Here is a 17,774-nt window from a genome sequence, read left to right on the forward strand (position 1 = left end):
CCGGCGTACAGCACCGCGTTGCGACCCCGGCCGACGTCGACGAACGCCGCCTCCATGCTCGGCAGCACGTTCTGCACCTTGGTGACCACGCCCGGCCGGACGCTCCTAGCCCTCCGAACTCACGGTTTCGGTTGTCGACAGTGGTGGGATGCCCCCGTGCGCCGGGACCGAACGTGCACGATCGCGGAGCAGGAAGGCGAGGCTCGGCGGCGCTCAGGAGGCCGTGGGCACCCCGTTCGCCGGTGGCGCGGCCGGGGTGGCCGTGTACTCGTTGACCGGCCCGTCCGCCTCGTCGGTCTCGTACGCCGGCCCGAAGTAGCTCTGCACTCCCCCGGTCACCCGGCTCAGCCGCTGACCGCCGTACCCGGAGTGGTCCTTCGCGGAGAAGCGCAGCGGTACCAGCCCGGGACCCTGGAAGCCGCCCTTCTGCACGGCCTCCAGCACCTTCTCCCGGGTGAGGTCCTTGCCGGCGGCGAGCAACGTCTGCACGAAGAGGTAACCGACCGACATGCCGTAGACGGTGTTGCCGTCGAACGGCGCGTCCCCGTTGTGCTCCTTGTTGATCTTCGTGAAGAGCTGGATCCACGGGTTCGCGGTGTCGTTCTGCATCGGCAGGTAGTTGGTGCCCACCATGCCCTCCAGGATCGGGGCGGCGGCGCCGAGCTGCTTGGCCAGGGTCGGGTAGTCGGCGCCGACGTTGGAGACCAGCCACTGCGCCTTGAAGCCCAGCCGGGCGGCGGTGCCGACGGAGAGCGCGGTGAAGCCGGGCACGGTGGCGAGCACGACGACCTTGCACCCAGCCGCCTTGAACGCGCCGATCTGCGGCGCCACGTTGGTGTTGCTGGTGACGTAGGTCTGCTTGACCGCCACGGCACCGGCGCCGAGCACCTTCTCCACGCCGGCCAGGCTGTCCCGGCCGAAGTCGTCGTCCTGGCCGAGGAAGCAGACCTTCTGGCCGGCCAGGTTCGCCTTCGCGTAGTTGGCGAGGATCTTGCCCTCGACCGTGTAGTCCGGGTTGAACCCGAACGTGCCCGGATACTTGTCCGGCTGGTCCCAACTGCGGCTGCCCGAGGCGACGAAGAGGTCCGGCACCCGGTTGCTCTTCAGGAAGTCGAGCACGCCACTGTGCGTCGGCGTGCCGAGACCGTTGAGGACGGCGAAGACCTTGTCCTGCAGGACGAGCTGGCGTACGACCTGCTGGGTGTTCGCCGGGTTGTAGCCGTCGTCCATGATCTTGTAGGTGATCTTCCGACCGTGCACGCCGCCGTTGGCGTTGACGTAGTCGAAGTACGCCTTCGTCGCCGGGGCGATCTTCGAGTAGCCGGCCGAGGCCGGCCCGGTGAGCGGCATGTGGGTGCCGACGACGACCTCGGTGTCGGTGACGCCCGGCACCGATGCCCCGCCGGGACCGGAGCCGTCGTCACCGCTGCAACCAGCGGCGGCGGCCAACAGGGCGATGGTGCTGGCGATCGCGAGACCACGTTGTGCCAAACGGTGCATGGAGAACACCGACCTTTCTCGGTCCGGTTTGTGGGGAACGGTGTGGGTGGTGGAACGCCCGGCCGGGGCCGGGCACGGAGCAGCTCAGGAACGCCGGGTCCGCAGACGCCGACCAAGACGGGACAGCAGTCCCTGTACGCCACCGGGTGCCGCGATCATGACGACGATCAGGGTGAGGCCGAAGATCGCCAGCGGCAGGTTTCCCTCCAGCCGCTGCGCCACCGCGGGCGAGAGCGTGAGCAACTCGGTCGCGGAGTGGGTGAGGTCGGGCAGGGCGACCAGTAGGACGGCCCCCCACAACGCGCCGGTGAGGCGGCCGAGACCACCGATCACCACGGCCATCAGCAGGAACAGCGACAGGGTCAGCGAGAACGCCCCGGGCGAGACGCTCTGCGCGAGCACCGCCAGCAGCGCCCCGCCGAGCCCGGCGGTGGCGGCACTGACCACGAACGCGAGGACCTGGGTGCGGGCCACGTGGATGCCGGCCAGTCGGGCCGCCACCTCGTCGTCCCGAACCGCCCGGAAGGTGCGCCCGTACCGGCTGCGGATCAGGTTGGCCAGCAGCAGCAACGCCAGCAGGGTCGCCGCGCCGGTGAGCCAGAGCTGCCACCGCTCGTAGGGGAAGTACGGGCCGAGCGACATCGGCGGCGGCTCCACCGGCACCGACAGCCCCTGCTCGCCGTTGAAGACACCGTCGAAGGTGACGGCCAGCGCCGGCACGACGACGGCCACCGCGAGGGTCACCCCGGCCAGGTAGGGGCCACGCAGCCGGGCCGCCGCCACGCCGACCACCGCACCGACCGCGACCGTGCTGACGATCGCCGCGACCAGCGAGAGCGGCAACAGCCAGCCGCTCGTCATCCCCCGGTCGGCGAACGCGTTCTGGCACAGCGCCACGGTGTACGCCCCGGTGGCCATCAACGCGCCGTGCCCGAGCGACAGTTGACCGTTGAGTCCGGTGAGGACGGTCAGCCCGGCGGTCGCGCAGAGGTAGGCGGCCACGGTGGCGAGCTGGAAGTTGCGGAACGGCTCGACGGCGTAGCTGACCCCGACCAGCAGCAGCCCGACGACGAGCACGATCGCGAGGTGGCGCAGCAGGGTCGAGCCGCGTCGCCGGTCGACGGGCCGGTCCGCCTCGGCGGTCTGCTGAATCGGCGGCACTACCGCCCTCGTGGCGCTCACACCCGCCTCGCCGCGACCGGGGCGAACAGCCCACCGGGCCGGACCAGCAGCACCGCCAGCAGCAGGACCAGCACCGCGAGCGGCGTCAGGTCGCTCCCGGCGTATCCGCTCACGTAGGAGAGCAGCAGACCCACCACCAGGCCGCCGACCACCGCCCCCGGTGGGCTGTCCAGTCCACCGACCACCGCCGCGGTGAACGCCGAGACGAACACCAGGTCCATCGCGTGCGGGTGCAGACCCAGCTCGGTCGGCAGGACCAGCATGGCGGCCAGCGCGCCCACCCCGGAGGCGAGTGCCCAGCCGAGGGTCAGCATCCCACCGACGTTGACCCCGAGCAGCCGGGACACCTCGGGGGCGAAGGCCGCCGCGCGCATCCGCAACCCGACCGGGGTACGGGCGAACATCCAGGCCAGGCCGCTGACCGCCACCGCGATCGTGGCGAAGACGAACAGGTCGTACGGTGACAGCACGGCCACCCCGCCGACGGTGAGCGCGGACCGACTGAACGGCGCCTCGGCGGGACGGAACTCGTTGCCGTACAGCATGCCCAGCACGGCCTGGATCAACAGCACCAGCCCGAGCGCGACGATCACGGGGTTGAGCGGCGAGGCGTGGTCGACGTGCCGCATCACGACGCGGTCCACAAGCGCGCCGAGCAGCAGGCCGGCGACGATCGCGACCACGAAGCCCAGCCAGTAGGAGCCGGTCGCGGCGCTGACGGTGTAGGCGACGTACGCGGCGGCGACGGCCATCGCCCCCTGGGCGAAGTTGACGACCCGCGCCGCCCGCCAGATGAGCACCAGGGCCAGCGCGAACGCGGCGTACACCGCGCCCCGGGACAGGCCGTCGATGGTGAGGAAGACGAAGCGGTCCAACAGTCCTCCCTCCGGGGGACGAGGTGGTGGTCAGAATCCGAGGTACGCGTGGCGCAGGTCGACGTCGTCACGCAGCTTCGCCGCCGGGGCGGCGATCACCACCTGACCGAGGGACATCACGACGCCCTGGTCGGCGACGGCGAGCGCGCTGCGCACGTTCTGCTCGACCAGCAGGACGGTCAGGCCGGTACGGTCGCGTAGCTGGCGCAGCAGGGCCATGGTCCGGGCGACCACCCGGGGCGCCAGGCCGAGCGACGGCTCGTCGAGCAGGAGCAGGCGAGGTCGGCCGACGAGTGCCCGGCCGAGCGCGAGCATCTGCCGCTCACCGCCGGAGAGCTGGTGGCCGAGGTGTCGGCGGCGTCGGGCCAGCGGCTCGAAGAGTTCGTAGACCTCGTCGAGGGCACGCGCCGCGTCGGCCCGGTCGCGCCGCCACAACCCGCCGAGCCGCAGGTTCTCGTCGACGGTCAGTTCACTGATCACACCCCGCCCCTCCGGCACGTGCGCCATGCCGCGCCGGACGAGCTGCTCGACCGGCGTGCCGCGCAGGTCCTCCCCGGCGAGGAGCACCTGGCCGGCGGCCGGGCGGATCATGCCGGAGAGCGCGCGCAGCAGGGTGGTCTTGCCGGCGCCGTTGGCACCGACGACCGCGGCGATGGTGCCGGCCGGGACGGTGAGGTCGATGGCCCGCAACACCGGCGCGGCGCCGTAACCGGCGACCAGCCCCCGCACCACGAGCAGATCGGTCGCGGTCATGGGGAGACCTCCTCGACGGTGACGCCGAGGTAGGCGTCGGTGACCGCCGGGTCGTCGCGGATCTCGTCCGGGGTGCCGGCGGCGATGACCCGGCCGAAGTCGAGCACCACGAGCTCGTCGCAGACGGCCATCACCAGGTCCATGTGGTGCTCGACCAGCAGCACCGCACAGGGGTCGTCGTCGCGCCGGGGCAGGTGCCGGACCAGCTCGGCCAGTTCGGCGATGTCGTCGGCGCCGAGGCCACCGGCGGGCTCGTCGAGCAGCAGCAGCCGGGGACGGGCGGCGAGCGCGCGGGCCAGGGCGACCCGCTGTCGTACGGCGAAGGGCAGTGTGGTGGGCGCGGCCTCGGCGTGCCCGGCGATCCCCAGGTCGTCGAGGATGGCCAGGGCGTGCTGACGGAGCCGGCGCTCGTCGCGGTCGCTGGCCGGCAGCCCGAGCAGGGCCGGGACGAAGCCCGCACGGGCGGTGTGGGAGGCGCCGGTCATCACGTTCTCCAGCACGGTCAGACCGGCGAAGAGGCCGGTCCCCTGCAGGGTCCGGGCGATGCCGAGCCGGGTCAGCCGGTGCGGACGTGGCCGCAGCGGTCGACCGTCGAGGGTGAGCGAGCCGGTCTCCGGCGCGACGAACCCGCAGATCACGTTGAACAGCGTGGTCTTGCCGGCGCCGTTGGGCCCGATCACGCCCACCACCCGGTTGGGCGGCACCCGCAGGGAGACGTCGTCGAGGGCGGTGAGGCCGCCGAAACGGACGCCGATGTGGTGCAGTTCGAGGCCGCGCTCCATCACCCATCCCTCTGTCGTGGCGGGTGTTTATTTACACTCGCAGTGTACGTTTCTCGGGTATCGCGTCAAGACCTTCAATGGCCCTGCGTGCACGCCGAAGGGGCGGCCGCCACCGGCGACCGCCCCGCGACCACGCTCAGGAACTGGGACAGGTGTTGCGATACTCCTCGATCTGCGATCCGCTCGGCCCGGGGCAGAGGAACTGCTCGTAGCGGGTGTCGTCGTCGACGAACCGCTTCAACCAGGCCACCATCTGCCGGGCGGTCGGCGTGTTCGTCGTCTGCGGGAAGAAGTGGCTCGCCCCGTTCAGCTCCAGGTACGCCTTCTCGGCGGAGGCCGGGATGCTGTTGTAGAACGGCACCGAGTGCGACGCGACGGGCGCGACGCTGTCGCTCTCGCCACCGATGATCAGCGTGGGCACCCGCAGCTCGGACCAGCTCTTGTCCAGGTTCCACGGCGCGAGCGGCACCGCGGCCTGCAACGACGGCCGCGACGAGGCCGCCTCCAGGGAGCCCCCGCCACCCATCGAGTGCCCGGCCACCGCGAGTCGACTGCTGTCGATCCGGGTGCGGACCGAGCTGCGCTGGGTGAGGTAGTCGAGCGCGGCCAGCAACTGGCGGCCCCGGCTGTCCGGCTGGTCCAGCCGGCTGTTGGTCTCGATGCCGATCACCACGAAGCCGTGCGAGGCGATCCGCGGTCCGAGCCAGCTGATGCTGGACCAGGCGGCGGTGTAACCGGGCGAGATGGCGATGGCGCCGAAGGTGCCCTCGCTGGTGCTGGTCGGGTAGTAGATGACGCCGCCGCCGAAGCCGGTGACGCTCAGCGACGACACGCTCTGCGACGCCGTGGCGAACGGGCCGCGACTGGCCTCCAGGATCGAGGTGGTCGGTGCCGGGCCGCGCTCGTACGGGCCGGCGGCCTGCGCGGCACCGGTCGGGCCGGAGAGGACGCCACCGGCGACCAGGACGGCGGCCACCGCGAGTCGGGCTACGACGGAACGGGGACGGGTGGTGGTTGGTGAGGACACGTCGGGCACTCCCTAGGGTCGAGGGATATCGACGTACGTCAGTTTTGGCCGGTCCGCCGGTCCGCGCATCGGCGAAATCACCAGTTCCGACGCAGGTTGCCGGGATCGGTCGTGTTTCGACCCTCTGACCAGGGGTAGCAGGGCTCTCGCCTGCCCACACACGCTCCATGGAGAGGTTCGTCAAGTGGAAACGAGCAAGCCCGCCGAGGCGGTCAAGAACGCCGTGAAGACGGCCTCCGGAAAGATCGCCGACGCCCTGACCCCGGATGTCCCCGGCGCACCGGGTAGCGCGCCACCAAGCGTCGAGGAGCCGACGACGCCGCACGACCCGCTGCCGCCGAAGGCGGAACAGGGGGCACCGCAGACGCGTACGCCGACCGGCGCGGAGACCGGCGCACCCACGACCGCGAACGGTCAGCAGGGCGCCTACCTCACGACCGCGAACGGGGCGCGGCTGCGTGACACGGACCACTCGCTCAAGGCCGGCCCGCGCGGCCCGGTGCTCCTGCAGGACCACCACCTACGCGAGAAGATCACGCACTTCGATCACGAGCGCATCCCGGAGCGCGTGGTGCACGCCCGGGGCGCCGGTGCGCACGGCGTGTTCACCGCGTACGGCACCGCCGAGGCGGTCACCAGGGCCGGCTTCCTCAAGAAGGGACGCGAGACCGACGTCTTCGTGCGGTTCTCCACCGTGCTCGGCTCGCGCGGTTCGGCCGACACGGTCCGCGACACCCGCGGCTTCGCGACCAAGTTCTACACCGACGAGGGCACCTTCGACCTGGTCGGCAACAACATCCCGGTGTTCTTCATCCAGGACGCGATCAAGTTCCCGGACATCATCCACGCCGGCAAGCCGCACCCGGACCGGGAGATCCCGCAGGCGCAGAGCGCCCACGACACCTTCTGGGACTTCGTCTCGCTGCACACCGAGGCGCAGCACCACACCATCTGGAACATGTCCGACCGGGGCATCCCGCGGTCGTACCGGACGATGGAGGGCTTCGGTGTGCACACCTTCCGCCTCGTCAACGAGGCCGGGGAGACGGTGCTGGCCAAGTTCCACTGGAAGCCCAAGCTCGGTGTGCACTCCCTGACCTGGGAGGAGGCACAGCTGATCGGGGGCATCGACCCGGACTTCCACCGGCGCGACCTCTACGACGCGATCGAGGCCGGCGCGTACCCCGAGTGGGAGCTGGGCATCCAGGTCTTCCCGGACACCCCGGAGGAGACCTTCGCCGGCATCGACCTGCTGGACCCGACGAAGATCGTGCCGGAGGAGCTGGCCGAGGTGCAGCCCATCGGGCGGCTGGTGCTCAACCGGACGCCGACGAACTTCTTCGCCGAGACCGAGCAGGTCGCCTTCCACCTGGGCCACCTGCCGCCCGGCATCGACGTGACGAACGACCCGCTGTTGCAGGGCCGGCTCTTCTCGTACGTCGACACGCAGCTCACCCGGCTGGGCGGTCCCAACTTCACGCAGATCCCGATCAACCGCCCGCACGCCGCCGTGAACGACATGCTGCGCGACGGCTTCCACCAGCACGCCGTGCACGCGGGCGTCGCCCCGTACCGGCCGAACTCGCTCGACGGCGGCAACCCGTTCCCCGCAGGCGACGCCGAGCACGCGTTCGTCGACGTGCCGGTCACGGTGGCGCAGGCGCCGAAGGTACGCGCCAACCCGGCGTCGTTCGACGACCACTACAGCCAGGTACGCCTCTTCTGGTCGAGCATGTCGCCGGTCGAGAAGGAGCACATCATCCGGGCGTACACCTTCGAGCTGGGCAAGTGCTACCACCAGGCGATCAAGGAGCGTCAGCTCCAGTGCCTCGCCAACGTCGACCCGGTGCTCTGCGAGCAGGTCGCCACGGGGCTGGGCCTGCCCGCCCCGCAGCCGACCGTGCCGCTGCCCGACGTCACGCCCAGCCCGGCGCTGTCGCAGGTCGGCCGGGAGTGGCCGAGTGACGGCCGGATGGTCGGCATCGTCGTCGACCCCGACGGCGACCTGGACGACGTCGACGAGGTCCGGCGGGCCGTTTTCGCGGCCGGCATGGTGCCGCTGCTGATCGCCCCGCACGGTGGCACGGTGGGCGGCATGGCGGTGCAGCGCACCTTCGCCACCGGCCGGTCCGTCGAATTCGACGCGGTCCTGCTGGCCGGAGCGCCGGTGCCCGCGCCGGATGCCGTCCCGGCCCGCGATGCCAAGGCGGGCAGGCCGGGACCGGCCGCCGTCGATCCGCGCGTGCTGCTGCTCGTCGAGGAGAGCTGGCGGCACGCCAAGGCCGTCGGCGCCTGGGGTGCCGGCGTCACCGTGCTGGAGCAGGCCGGGGTGGCCGGCACGCCCGGCGTCGTGACGGCGGACTCCGGTGCCGAGGCGCTAGCGGCCGTGCAGCAGTTGATGGCCGCGCACCGGGTGTGGGAGAGGTTCCCCGCCACGGTCGCCTGACCCGCACACCGAGGGGCTGCCCTCCCCCGCACGGGGAGGACAGCCCCTCGGGCTGTCCCGGGGCAGCCGTCAACTCCGGGTCCAGCGCAGGTCGTTCGTCCCGGCGCCGCAGCCGCGCTGTTCGACGAGCGCGCCGTCCGCGGTGCTCTGGTCGACCGCGCCCAGGCACAGTTGGCTGTGCGCGTTGACCAGGTGGCGGTCCGCGTCGAGGGTGAACCGCTGCGCCGGTGTCGTGTTGCAGGTGGTGAGCTGGATTGCCGCACCGGCGTCGCTGGAGGCGCCGAGCACGTCCAGGCACCGGCCACCGAGCCGCACGCTGCCGTCCGGTCCCGTCGTCCAGAGCTGGTTGGCGGCGCGGTCGTCGCGGCAGTCCCAGAGTCGGAGCCGGACCGGGTCGGGCGACTGCGGCGTCGCGATGTCCAGGCACCGCTTGCTCGCGGTCCCGACGAGCCGGTAGCCCGACCGGGCCGGTGACGTGCTCGGCGTCGGTGATCCGCTGCTCGGAGGTGTGCCGGTCGGTGTGCTGCCGACCCCCGCCGACGCGGGCCGGAACCCCGAGGTGACCTTCCGGAACGCGTCGACACCCCAGGCGGTCTCGGGCGTGAACCAGGCGAGGCTGTAGCCCTTGCGGTCCGCCGTCCGGAAGGTCCGCTGACGGGCGTGCATCGCCGTGCCACCGTCGCCGGTGTAGAGCCACTCCAGGTCGGCGGCCCTGAGCTGGTAGTTGACGGCGAGCAGTTCGACCTGGCGATAGTCGCGATACCGCTCGCTGACCGCCGAGCCGTCCAGCTCGGCCAGCGGGTCGGTGCGCGGCGTGTCGGTCTGGCTGACCACGAGCATCCGTTCGCCGTCCGGCTCGTGGAACTCGACCCGCTGGCCCCGCCGGACGATCTGCCAGTCGCGCGGCGCCGGCACCACGAAGCCACTGCCGTCCCGGTAGGCCGACCAGGCGATCGGCCCGGGAGCGGCGACGCTCGGTGGGCCGCCGGCCGTCGGCGTCGTACCCGGCGCGGCGGCCCCCACCAGCTCGGCACCGTCGCCATTCGGACGCGGCGTGGATCGGATGGCCAGCGGAATGCCGATCACCAGGCCGAGCGCCAGCGCGACCGCGACACCACCGAGCAGCCAGGTCCGCCGACGGCGGCCCGTCGCGGGGCCGTCACCGTCCAACCGGGAGCCAGGCCCGGTCGGGGGTACGTCGTCGGTGCCGGACCCGGCCGCCACCGCCAGGGCGGGGGTCCCCGGTGGACGCGTTCCCGCCGTGGGCAGCGCGGTGCCGTCGAGGGCCGCGCGCAGCAGCCGCTCGGCGGTGTCGGCGTCCATCCGCTCGGCCGGGTCCTTGCGCAGCAGGCCGGCCAACACCGGGGCGAGCGGTCCCGCGTTCCGCGCGGTCGGTGGTGGTTCGGTGACCAGCGCGGTGAGGCTCATCAGACTGGACGGCCGGGCGTACGGCGACTGACCCTCGACCGCCGCGTACAGGGTCGCGCCGAGTGACCACAGGTCGCCCTCGGGGCCGACGGTGCCGCGCATGGCGCGCTCCGGGGAGACGTACGCGGGCGAGCCGAGCACCACACCGCTGAGCGTCAGGTTCACGTCTTCGACGGCGGTGGCCAGGCCGAAGTCGGTGAGCACGATCCGGCCGTCCGCGCCGACGAGGATGTTCGCGGGTTTGACGTCGCGGTGCATGATGCCGGCGCGGTGGGCGGCGCGGAGCGCGCCGAGCACGGCCAGCCCGATGGCGGCCGCCCGCACCGGTGGGATCGGGCCGTCGGTGGTGATGGCGTCGTGCAGTGACCGGGACGGCACGTACTCCATCACGATCTGCGGATCACCGTCGGCGCCCACCAACACGTCGAAGACCCGGACGACGTTGACGTGGTCGAGCTGCGCGATCGCCCGAGCCTCCCGAAGCGACCGGATCCGCAATTCCTGGCGCGCCTCATTGGTCAGACCGGGCGGTGGAACGATTTCCTTGACGGCGACGTCCCGCTGCAACATTCGGTCGTGGGCTTTCCACACTCGGCCCATTCCGCCCTGGCCGAGGAGTTCCACGACGTCATACCGATCGGTAACAAGAAGCGGCAACATCTGCGACACGCGGAGAGGCTACCTGGGACACCGCGCGAGCAATTTTCGGCAGTCGGAACGGCCGCTTACGTGATCCGTCTCATTACCGCCGCGAAATTGGTCCTCTGTACACGGTGGCTCCGTTTTCCGCGACCGCGTCGCGGCGAAGTCAGCCGATGTCCGCCAGTCGGGGCAGCACCTCGTCGCCGAGCCGCTCGGCGAACTCGACCGGGTGCCGGTCCGGGGTCACCTGCACCTCGCTCACACCGAGCGCGGCGTAGTCGGACACCTCGGCGAGGAACGCGTCGGTGTCGTCCAGCGGCGACCGGGAGGCGACCACCGTCTTCTCGATGGTGTCGTAGTCGCGGCCCTCGGCGGCGCAGTGCCCGCGCAGCACGTCCAGCTTGCGCGCCACGTCGTCGGCGCCCGCGCGGCCGAACAGGTTGCAGGCGTCGGCATAGCGCGCCACCAGCAGCAGCGTCTTCTTCTCGCCCCCGCCACCGATCATGATGGGCGGGTGCGGTCGGCGCAGCGGCTGCGGCGAGTTGATGGTCTCGGCGAGCTGGTAGTGGCGTCCGTCGAACGGGCCGTCGTCGGCACTCCACATCTGCAGGCAGATGCGCAGCGTCTCCTCCAGCCGCTCGAACCGCTCGGCCACCGGTACCACCGGCACGCCCAGCCCGAGCTGCTCCCGCTCGTACCAGGAGGCGCCGATGCCGAGGCGGGCCCGGCCGCCGGAGAGCACGTCGAGGGTCGTCACGGTCTTGGCCAGCAACCCCGGGTACCGGTACATCACACCGGTTACCAGCACGCCCAACGTCATCCGCTGGGTCTTCGCCGCGACGTAGCCCAGCGTCGTGTACGCCTCCAGCATCGGCTCCTCGGCGGCGAACACCGCGTCCATCTGGAAGAAGTGGTCCATCACCGTGAACGACGCGACGCCGGCCTCCTCGGCGGTGGTGGCCGCCTGCGCCAGGGTGGGCGCGATCGCGGTCGGATCGGCCGGGGTCGAGTAGTTCCAGTAGTGCAGCCCGAGCTTCATGTTCGGCACCTCCGCACCGAGCCTAGGGGACGTCTCGCGACCTGTCTCGTGGGCTGGTCGCGTCCATTACCGGTTCATGACAATTCGTGGACCACGCGCGGATATCCGGCTGGCAGCTTCTGCTGAGTGATCCAACAGTTGTCTCCCACCGAGTCCCAGCCCGTCGAAACGCAACCGGAGGCGACGCGCGTCCGGTTTCGCCACCGGTACTGGACCGGGACCGTCTCCAGCGGGCGGCAGACACACCGGGCGCAGTGGGCCGACGCGGCGAAGGGCGTCTGCATCATCCTCGTCGTCCTGTGGCACGTCGTGGTGAAGGACTACCTGCAGATCGACTGGCACGTCGGCGTACCGGTGCCGGGCCTGTGGGGAACGCTCGGTGAGCAGTTCCTGCCGCTACGGATGCCGCTGTTCTTCACCATCTCGGGCGTCTTCGCGGCGAACGCCGCGCAGCGGCCGTGGCGGGTCGTCGCCCGCAGCCGGATCGGCGGGTTCCTCTACCTGTACGTCGTGTGGCTGCTGATCCACACCGCGGTCCTCGCCACCGCCCCACAGTTGCCGACCGACCGCGCCACCTCCGTCCTCGGCCTGCTGGAGCAGCTCACCATCACGCCGTCCAACCTCTGGTACCTGTACGCGCTGGCGCTGTACTTCACAGTCGCCAAGGCGACCCGCCGGGCGCCCCGGGCGCTGGTCCTCGTACCTGCCGCGGCGTTGTCCGCGATCGCCGCCGCCGGCCTGCTCGACACCCCGGGCAACCGGGCCGGCCTCTACCAGAACCTGGTCTTCTTCCTCGCCGGCCTGTCCCTGCGACCGCAGGTCGAGCGGTGGGCGGACACCGCCAGCGGACGCCGCCTCGTGCTGACCTCGGGCGCCTACGCGCTCGCGCTCGCCGCGATGGCGGCGGCCGGCGCCCAGCAGTGGTTCGGCGTATGGACGGCGGTGTCCGTGCTGGCAGTGATCTTCGGCATAACCGCCGCTGCCCGGCTGGCCCGGTGGTCGGCGCTCAGCACTCCGCTGGCTAGGCTCGGCCGCATCACACTGCCGATCTACGTCATTCACATGCCGGTCCTGGCCCTGCTGCACCGGCTGTTACTCGTACCGGTTTCCGGGCTGGACCGGTCCGCCCAGGGCCTGATCGTGCTCGGTTATCCGATTCTGCTGAGCGGGCTGGTGATCGTCCTGAGCCTGGCCGTCCACCGCGGGCTGTTGGCGGTGCACGCGCGTTGGCTGTTCGCGCTCCCCGGCCCCCACCGGGCGGAGGCGGCCGGATGAGCGCCCTGGCCGAGGCGGTGGTCGACCTCGGGGCGATCGCCGACAACGTGCGCGCCATCACGTCGCTCACCGGCACCGACCTGATGGCGGTGGTGAAGGCGGACGGGTTCGGCCACGGCGCGGTGCAGGTGGCCCGTGCCGCGCTGCGCGCCGGCGCCCGTTGGCTGGGGGTGACCTCGACGGCCGAGGCGCTGGCCCTGCGTACGGCGGGTGTGACCGCCCCCACGCTGAGCTGGCTGCACCGGCCGAACGACGACTTCGGGGCGTTGATCACGGCGGGCGTCGACATCGGGGTGTCCACCACGACGCACCTGCATGCCGTCGTCGACGCGGTCCACCTGCTCGGCGTACCGGCGATGGTGCAGCTCAAGGCGGACACGGGTCTGTCCCGCAACGGGGCCGCCGGGGACGACTGGCCGGAGTTGGTGGGTTGGGCCCGCAAGTACGAGCGGGAGGGCGCGGTCCGGGTGCGCGGGGTGTGGTCCCACCTCGTCGACGCGGACCTGCCGGGCGCTCCCGAGCTGAATCGGCAGGTGGCGACCTTCGAGGAGGCGTTGCGGGTGACCCGCGCCGCCGGCCTCGACCCGGACCTGGTTCACCTGGCCAACTCGGCTGCCGCGCTGTCCGCACCGCGGACCCGCTACGACCTCTGCCGGATCGGGATCGCGCTGTACGGCGTGGACCCGTTCGGGGCGAGCGGTCCGGGCGAGTTCGGGTTGACCGCGGCGATGACGTTGCGCACGAGTGTGGTCAACGTCAAGCGGGTGCCCGCCGGCACGAGCGTCTCCTACGGTCCCGACCACGTCACCGCCGCGCCGACCACGCTGGCGCTGCTGCCGCTCGGCTACGCCGACGGGTTGCCCCGCGCCACCGGCGGTCGCGCCGAGGTGTGGCTCGGCGGCCGACGCTGCCCCATCGTCGGGCGCGTCGCCATGGACCAGTGCGTGGTCGACGCCGGGGACCTTCCGGTGACGATCGGCGACCCGGTCGTGGTCTTCGGTCCCACCGAGGGTGACCAGGCCCCACCGACGGTCGTCGAGTGGGCCCGCTGGGCCGACACCAACCCGCACGAGATCTTGACCGGGATCGGGCCGCGGGTGGCCCGTGACCATCTCCACGAAAGGGCACGGAATTCATGACGACCCGACTGGCAGTGCTGTACGGCGGGCAGAGCGGCGAGCACGAGGTGTCCTGCCGCTCGGCGCAGAGCATCCTCGCCAACCTGGACCGGGAGCGGTACGAGGTCACCGAGGTACTCATCGACCGTGCCGGCGGGTGGCACGTCGGCGGTCGCCCGACGACACTCCCCCAGGCGCTGCGCGTGCTGCGTACCCAGGATGTGGTGTTCCCGGCCCTGCACGGCCCGTACGGCGAGGACGGCACGGTGGCGTCGCTGCTGGAGTGGCTCGGCGTGCCGTATGTCGGAAACGGTGTCTTCGCCAGCGCCGCCGGCATGGACAAGGGTGTCACCAAGCGGCTCCTCGCGGCGGAGGGCCTGCGGGTCAGCCCGGGGGTGACCCTGCGTCCCGGCGAGGAGTTGTCGCCCACCGACCGGCAACGGCTGGACCTGCCGGTCTTCGTCAAGCCGGCCCGGGCCGGTTCCAGCCTGGGCGTGGTCAAGGTGGACGAGTGGGCGGGTGTGCCCGCCGCGCTGGAGCAGGCCCGTGCGGTCGACCCGAAGGTGCTTGTCGAGCAGGGGGCGCGCGGGCGGGAGATCGACGTGGCGGTCCTCCAGCACCCGGACGGGCGGGTGCAGGCCGGCCCGCCGCTGGAGATCCGGGTGACCGGTCCCGGCTTCTTCGACTACGACGCGAAGTACGACGGCGGGGCGGCGTTCCAGATCCCCGCCCCGCTCGACGCGGAGACCACCGAGGTGCTCCAGGACCGGGCGATCCGCGCCTTCCGCGCCCTGGACTGCCGTGGCCTGCTCCGGGTCGACTTCTTCCTGCCCGCCGAGGGGTCACCCGAGCCCATCGTGAACGAGGTCAACACGTTCCCGGGTTTCACCGCCGCGTCGCAGTTCCCGCAGATCTGGGCGCAGGCCGGTCTCGGCTTCGCCGCGCTGATCGACATCCTGATCGCCGGCGCGCTCGTCGATGAGGACCGGGGTCGCCACACCGGGCTGCCCCGGCAGGCGCGACCCGTCGACCTGGCGCGCAGCGGCGGTCGGCACGCGGTCACCTGAGCGGGCACGGCCGGGGTGGCCGGGCGCCGTCGGACCCGACGATGGTGACCGGCGTGGAATTCTCCGCCAGGCCGGACTGGGCCGCGGCGTCGGCCACCGTGCAGATGATCTGGTCGGCCGCCCTCGACGACAGCGACCGCGCCGCGCCGGCCGTCCGCACCGTGAGGTCGTCGGACCGGTTGGTTCCGGACGTCAGCGTGACCGGGTCGAGCCCGGCGGGCACCTCGCTGGTGAAGCCCTGCTTGCGTTCGTTCTCGTCCGGGCCGGCAGCGAGCAGGGTGAGCGCGTTGGCGGGCGAGGCGTCCGCCGACGCCGGGCGGAGGGCCAGCACGAGTTCACCCTGCGCGAGCAGGTAGAGCCCGACGCCCCGGGAGGGTCCGCTGACCGCGGGCCGGCCGGTGATGACCCCACTGGGCCGGACCCCGCAGCCGCCGGTGGCGAGCAGCGTGAGCACGACGCCACCGGCGAGCAGCGCGCGCCTGGTCACCGGGCACCTCCGGCGTCCGCCGGGTCGCGGGGCAGGCGGAGGGTGAACACCGCTCCGCCGCCGGGGGCGTTGCCCGCGACGAGGCTCCCCCGCCGGTCGCCGTGGTGGTGCAGACGCGCGTTCTCCCAGGAGATGGCGAGGCCGAGGCCGCTGCCCTCGGAGCGGGTCCGCGCGGTGTCGGCCTTGTAGAAGCGGTCGAACACGTGCGGCAGGACCGTCGGGTCCAGCCCCGGCCCCTGGTCGGCGACCTCGATGGTGACCCAGTCCGCGTCCGCGCGCAGGCGTACGGACACCGGCTCGGTGCCGTGCCGGAAGGCGTTGCCCACCAGGTTGGCGACGATGACGTCGAGCCGGCGGGGATCCAGCCGGGCCACGACTCCGGGCGGCAGGTCGGCGCGTACCCGGTCGAGCCAACCCCGGATCCGCAGGGTCGCGGTCACCGCCCCGGCCACGTCCACGTCGTCCAGGGCGAGCCGTGCGGTGCCGGAGTCGAACCTGCTGACCTCGATGAGGTCGTTGACCAGCTGGGTGAGGTTCTGCGTCTCCCGGCTGACCAGCCGGGCGGCCCGGCCCGCGTCACCGGGCAGGTGCTCCGCCTCCTCGTCGAGCACGTCGGTGACCGCCGTCATCGCCGCCAGTGGCGTACGCAGTTCGTGCGAGACGTCGGCCACGAAGCGGCGGGCGTCGGACTCCATCCTCCGCAGCTCTCCGACCTGCCGTTCCAGCGTCGCGGCGGTGTCGTTGAAGGTTCGCGCCACATCGGCCAGCTCGTCGGCGCCCCGGACGGTCAGCCGGGTGCTCAGGTCGCCCTCGCCGAGGCGGCGTGCCGCCCGGCCCAGGTCGCGGACGGGTCGCAGCACACCGCGGGCGGCGAGCAGGGCCAGCAGGACGGCGAGGAGCAGGGACAGCCCGCCGGTCTGCCACGCCCGGGTGGCGAGCCGGTCGATGCTCTGCTGCTCGGGCACGAGGTTGCGCACCGAGTAGACCTCCAGCCCGGACGGCCGGGACGTGCCGTCGGACACCTCGAGGGCCAGCTGGGTGCCGATGAGCAGCCAGGGCTGTCCGTCGCGCGAGATCCGCTGCCAGGCGATCCGTCCGTCGTCGACCTCCCGGCGCAGCTCGGGGGTGAGCGGGTCGGCGATCTCCGCGCCGCCCGGTGACCGCATGTCCCGGTAGACGACCACCGCGAAGCTCTGCCGGTCGGAGAGCCGCTGGGCCAGCAGGTCGAGGTCAGCCTGGGTCGGCGGGAGCTGGGCGATCGGGTAGACCGTGGTGAGTTGGTCGGTCAGCGACAGCACGGCGGCGTCCTGCGCCTGTTGCAGGATGACGGTGCGGGCCTGGACGTAGCTGCCACTGGCCACGGCCGCCGTCGTGGTCACGCCCAGCAGCGCGAAGGTCAGCAGCAGCCGGACCCGCAGGCCCAGGACCCGGGCACTGGCCCAGCGGGTCACAGCGGCCCGAAACGGTAGCCGAAGCCGCGCACGGTCTGGATGAAGACCGGCGCCGACGAGTCGACCTCGATCTTGGCACGCAGCCGCTGGACGCACGCGTCCACGAGTCGCGAGTCCCCGAGATACCCGTGCTCCCACACGGCCTCCAGCAGTTGCTGGCGGCTGAGCACCTGGCCCGGGGTGTGCGAGAGTTCGAGCAGCAGGCGCAGCTCGGTCGGCGCCAGGCCGACCGGCGTCCCGTCCTTGCTGACCACGAGCGCGGCCCGGTCGATGGTCAGCGGGCCGTACTGTTCCACCGCGGCGCGCTCGCCGGCGGGACGCCGCGACTCGCCACCGGTGCGGCGGAGCACCGCGCGGATGCGCGCCTCGAGCACCCGGGCCTGCACGGGCTTGACCACGTAGTCGTCCGCGCCGGCCTCCAGGCCCGCCACCACGTCCATGTCGTCGTTGCGGGCGGTGAGCATGATGATCGGCAGGTCGCCGAGCTGCCGAATCCGGCGGCACACCTCGAACCCGTCCATCCCGGGCAGCATCAGGTCGAGGACCACCACGTCGGACGAGGTCGTGCGCAGCCGGTCCAACCCCTGCTCACCGGTCCCGACGGCGTGCACGGTGTGGCCCTGTCGGGTGAGCGCCAGTTGCAGCCCGTCCCGCACCGTCTGGTGGTCTTCGATCAGCAGCACCTGGGACATGTCGTCAAGT

15 protein-coding genes are annotated in these 17,774 nt (G+C 72.1%); 4 read left to right on the plus strand and 11 right to left on the minus strand.

Features of this window, described 5'->3' with window-relative positions; all coding sequences use genetic code 11:
• Positions 1-213: 213 nt before the first annotated feature.
• From AB0O48_RS23410 to AB0O48_RS23435, 6 genes are all read right to left on the minus strand, one after another.
• Positions 214-1,500 carry an ABC transporter substrate-binding protein gene (locus AB0O48_RS23410; protein WP_357249736.1) on the minus strand — a complete coding sequence of 429 codons (1,287 nt, stop codon included), beginning with the start codon at positions 1,498-1,500 and terminating at the stop codon, positions 214-216.
• Between the two features lie 84 nt (positions 1,501-1,584).
• A complete protein-coding gene (locus tag AB0O48_RS23415; protein WP_365068332.1) occupies positions 1,585-2,682 on the minus strand; it encodes a branched-chain amino acid ABC transporter permease in 1,098 nt (365 codons plus the stop codon).
• Complete coding sequence (locus AB0O48_RS23420) at positions 2,679-3,557, minus strand: branched-chain amino acid ABC transporter permease (RefSeq protein WP_365068334.1); 879 nt, start codon at positions 3,555-3,557, stop codon at positions 2,679-2,681. Before AB0O48_RS23420 ends, AB0O48_RS23415 begins: the two co-directional genes overlap by 4 nt.
• Positions 3,558-3,587: 30 nt before the next feature.
• Complete coding sequence (locus AB0O48_RS23425; protein WP_357249744.1) at positions 3,588-4,310, minus strand: ABC transporter ATP-binding protein; 723 nt, start codon at positions 4,308-4,310, stop codon at positions 3,588-3,590.
• Entirely contained in the window at positions 4,307-5,092 is a 786-nt protein-coding gene (locus tag AB0O48_RS23430) for an ATP-binding cassette domain-containing protein (RefSeq protein WP_365068337.1), read from the minus strand. Before AB0O48_RS23430 ends, AB0O48_RS23425 begins: the two co-directional genes overlap by 4 nt.
• Before the next feature lie 136 nt (positions 5,093-5,228).
• Positions 5,229-6,119: an alpha/beta hydrolase gene (locus tag AB0O48_RS23435; RefSeq protein WP_357249750.1), complete on the minus strand. Its 891-nt coding sequence runs from the start codon at positions 6,117-6,119 to the stop codon at positions 5,229-5,231.
• Positions 6,120-6,303: 184 nt separating this feature from the next.
• Between AB0O48_RS23435 and AB0O48_RS23440 the strand changes: the two genes are divergently transcribed.
• Complete coding sequence (locus tag AB0O48_RS23440; RefSeq protein WP_357249753.1) at positions 6,304-8,565, plus strand: catalase; 2,262 nt, start codon at positions 6,304-6,306, stop codon at positions 8,563-8,565.
• Between the two features lie 69 nt (positions 8,566-8,634).
• Here AB0O48_RS23440 and AB0O48_RS23445 read toward each other — a convergent pair whose 3' ends face one another.
• Together AB0O48_RS23445 and AB0O48_RS23450 are read right to left on the minus strand one after the other, a co-directional pair.
• Complete coding sequence (locus AB0O48_RS23445; RefSeq protein ID WP_365068521.1) at positions 8,635-10,653, minus strand: protein kinase; 2,019 nt, start codon at positions 10,651-10,653, stop codon at positions 8,635-8,637.
• Between the two features lie 148 nt (positions 10,654-10,801).
• A complete protein-coding gene (locus tag AB0O48_RS23450; RefSeq protein WP_365068340.1) occupies positions 10,802-11,674 on the minus strand; it encodes an LLM class F420-dependent oxidoreductase in 873 nt (290 codons plus the stop codon).
• 126 nt (positions 11,675-11,800) lie between these two features.
• On the opposite strand from AB0O48_RS23450, the gene AB0O48_RS23455 reads away from it, so the two are divergent.
• The 3 genes from AB0O48_RS23455 to AB0O48_RS23465 are packed head-to-tail and all read left to right on the plus strand — an operon-like array spanning position 11,801 to position 15,134.
• A complete protein-coding gene (locus AB0O48_RS23455) occupies positions 11,801-12,949 on the plus strand; it encodes an acyltransferase (RefSeq protein WP_357570978.1) in 1,149 nt (382 codons plus the stop codon).
• Entirely contained in the window at positions 12,946-14,088 is a 1,143-nt protein-coding gene (gene alr, locus AB0O48_RS23460) for an alanine racemase (protein ID WP_365068343.1), read from the plus strand. Before AB0O48_RS23455 ends, alr begins: the two co-directional genes overlap by 4 nt.
• Positions 14,085-15,134 carry a D-alanine--D-alanine ligase family protein gene (locus AB0O48_RS23465; RefSeq protein WP_357249766.1) on the plus strand — a complete coding sequence of 350 codons (1,050 nt, stop codon included), beginning with the start codon at positions 14,085-14,087 and terminating at the stop codon, positions 15,132-15,134. The genes alr and AB0O48_RS23465 overlap by 4 nt, the downstream gene beginning before the upstream one ends.
• Here the strand turns inward: AB0O48_RS23465 and AB0O48_RS23470 are convergent.
• From AB0O48_RS23470 to AB0O48_RS23480, 3 genes are read right to left on the minus strand one after another with little or no spacing between them, the layout of a single operon-like run.
• Positions 15,127-15,621 (minus strand): hypothetical protein, encoded by a 495-nt coding sequence (locus AB0O48_RS23470; RefSeq protein WP_357570980.1) that lies wholly within the window; start codon positions 15,619-15,621, stop codon positions 15,127-15,129. The two genes, AB0O48_RS23465 and AB0O48_RS23470, sit on opposite strands and share 8 nt — an antisense overlap.
• A complete protein-coding gene (locus AB0O48_RS23475) occupies positions 15,618-17,072 on the minus strand; it encodes a HAMP domain-containing sensor histidine kinase (protein ID WP_365068346.1) in 1,455 nt (484 codons plus the stop codon). The genes AB0O48_RS23470 and AB0O48_RS23475 overlap by 4 nt, the downstream gene beginning before the upstream one ends.
• On the minus strand, positions 17,069-17,764 hold the full coding sequence (locus tag AB0O48_RS23480) for a response regulator transcription factor (protein WP_357249775.1): 696 nt from the start codon (positions 17,762-17,764) through the stop codon (positions 17,069-17,071). Before AB0O48_RS23480 ends, AB0O48_RS23475 begins: the two co-directional genes overlap by 4 nt.
• Positions 17,765-17,774 lie beyond the last annotated feature (10 nt).

This window comes from Micromonospora sp. NPDC085948 (assembly GCF_040686315.1).
Lineage (GTDB): Bacteria > Actinomycetota > Actinomycetes > Mycobacteriales > Micromonosporaceae > Micromonospora.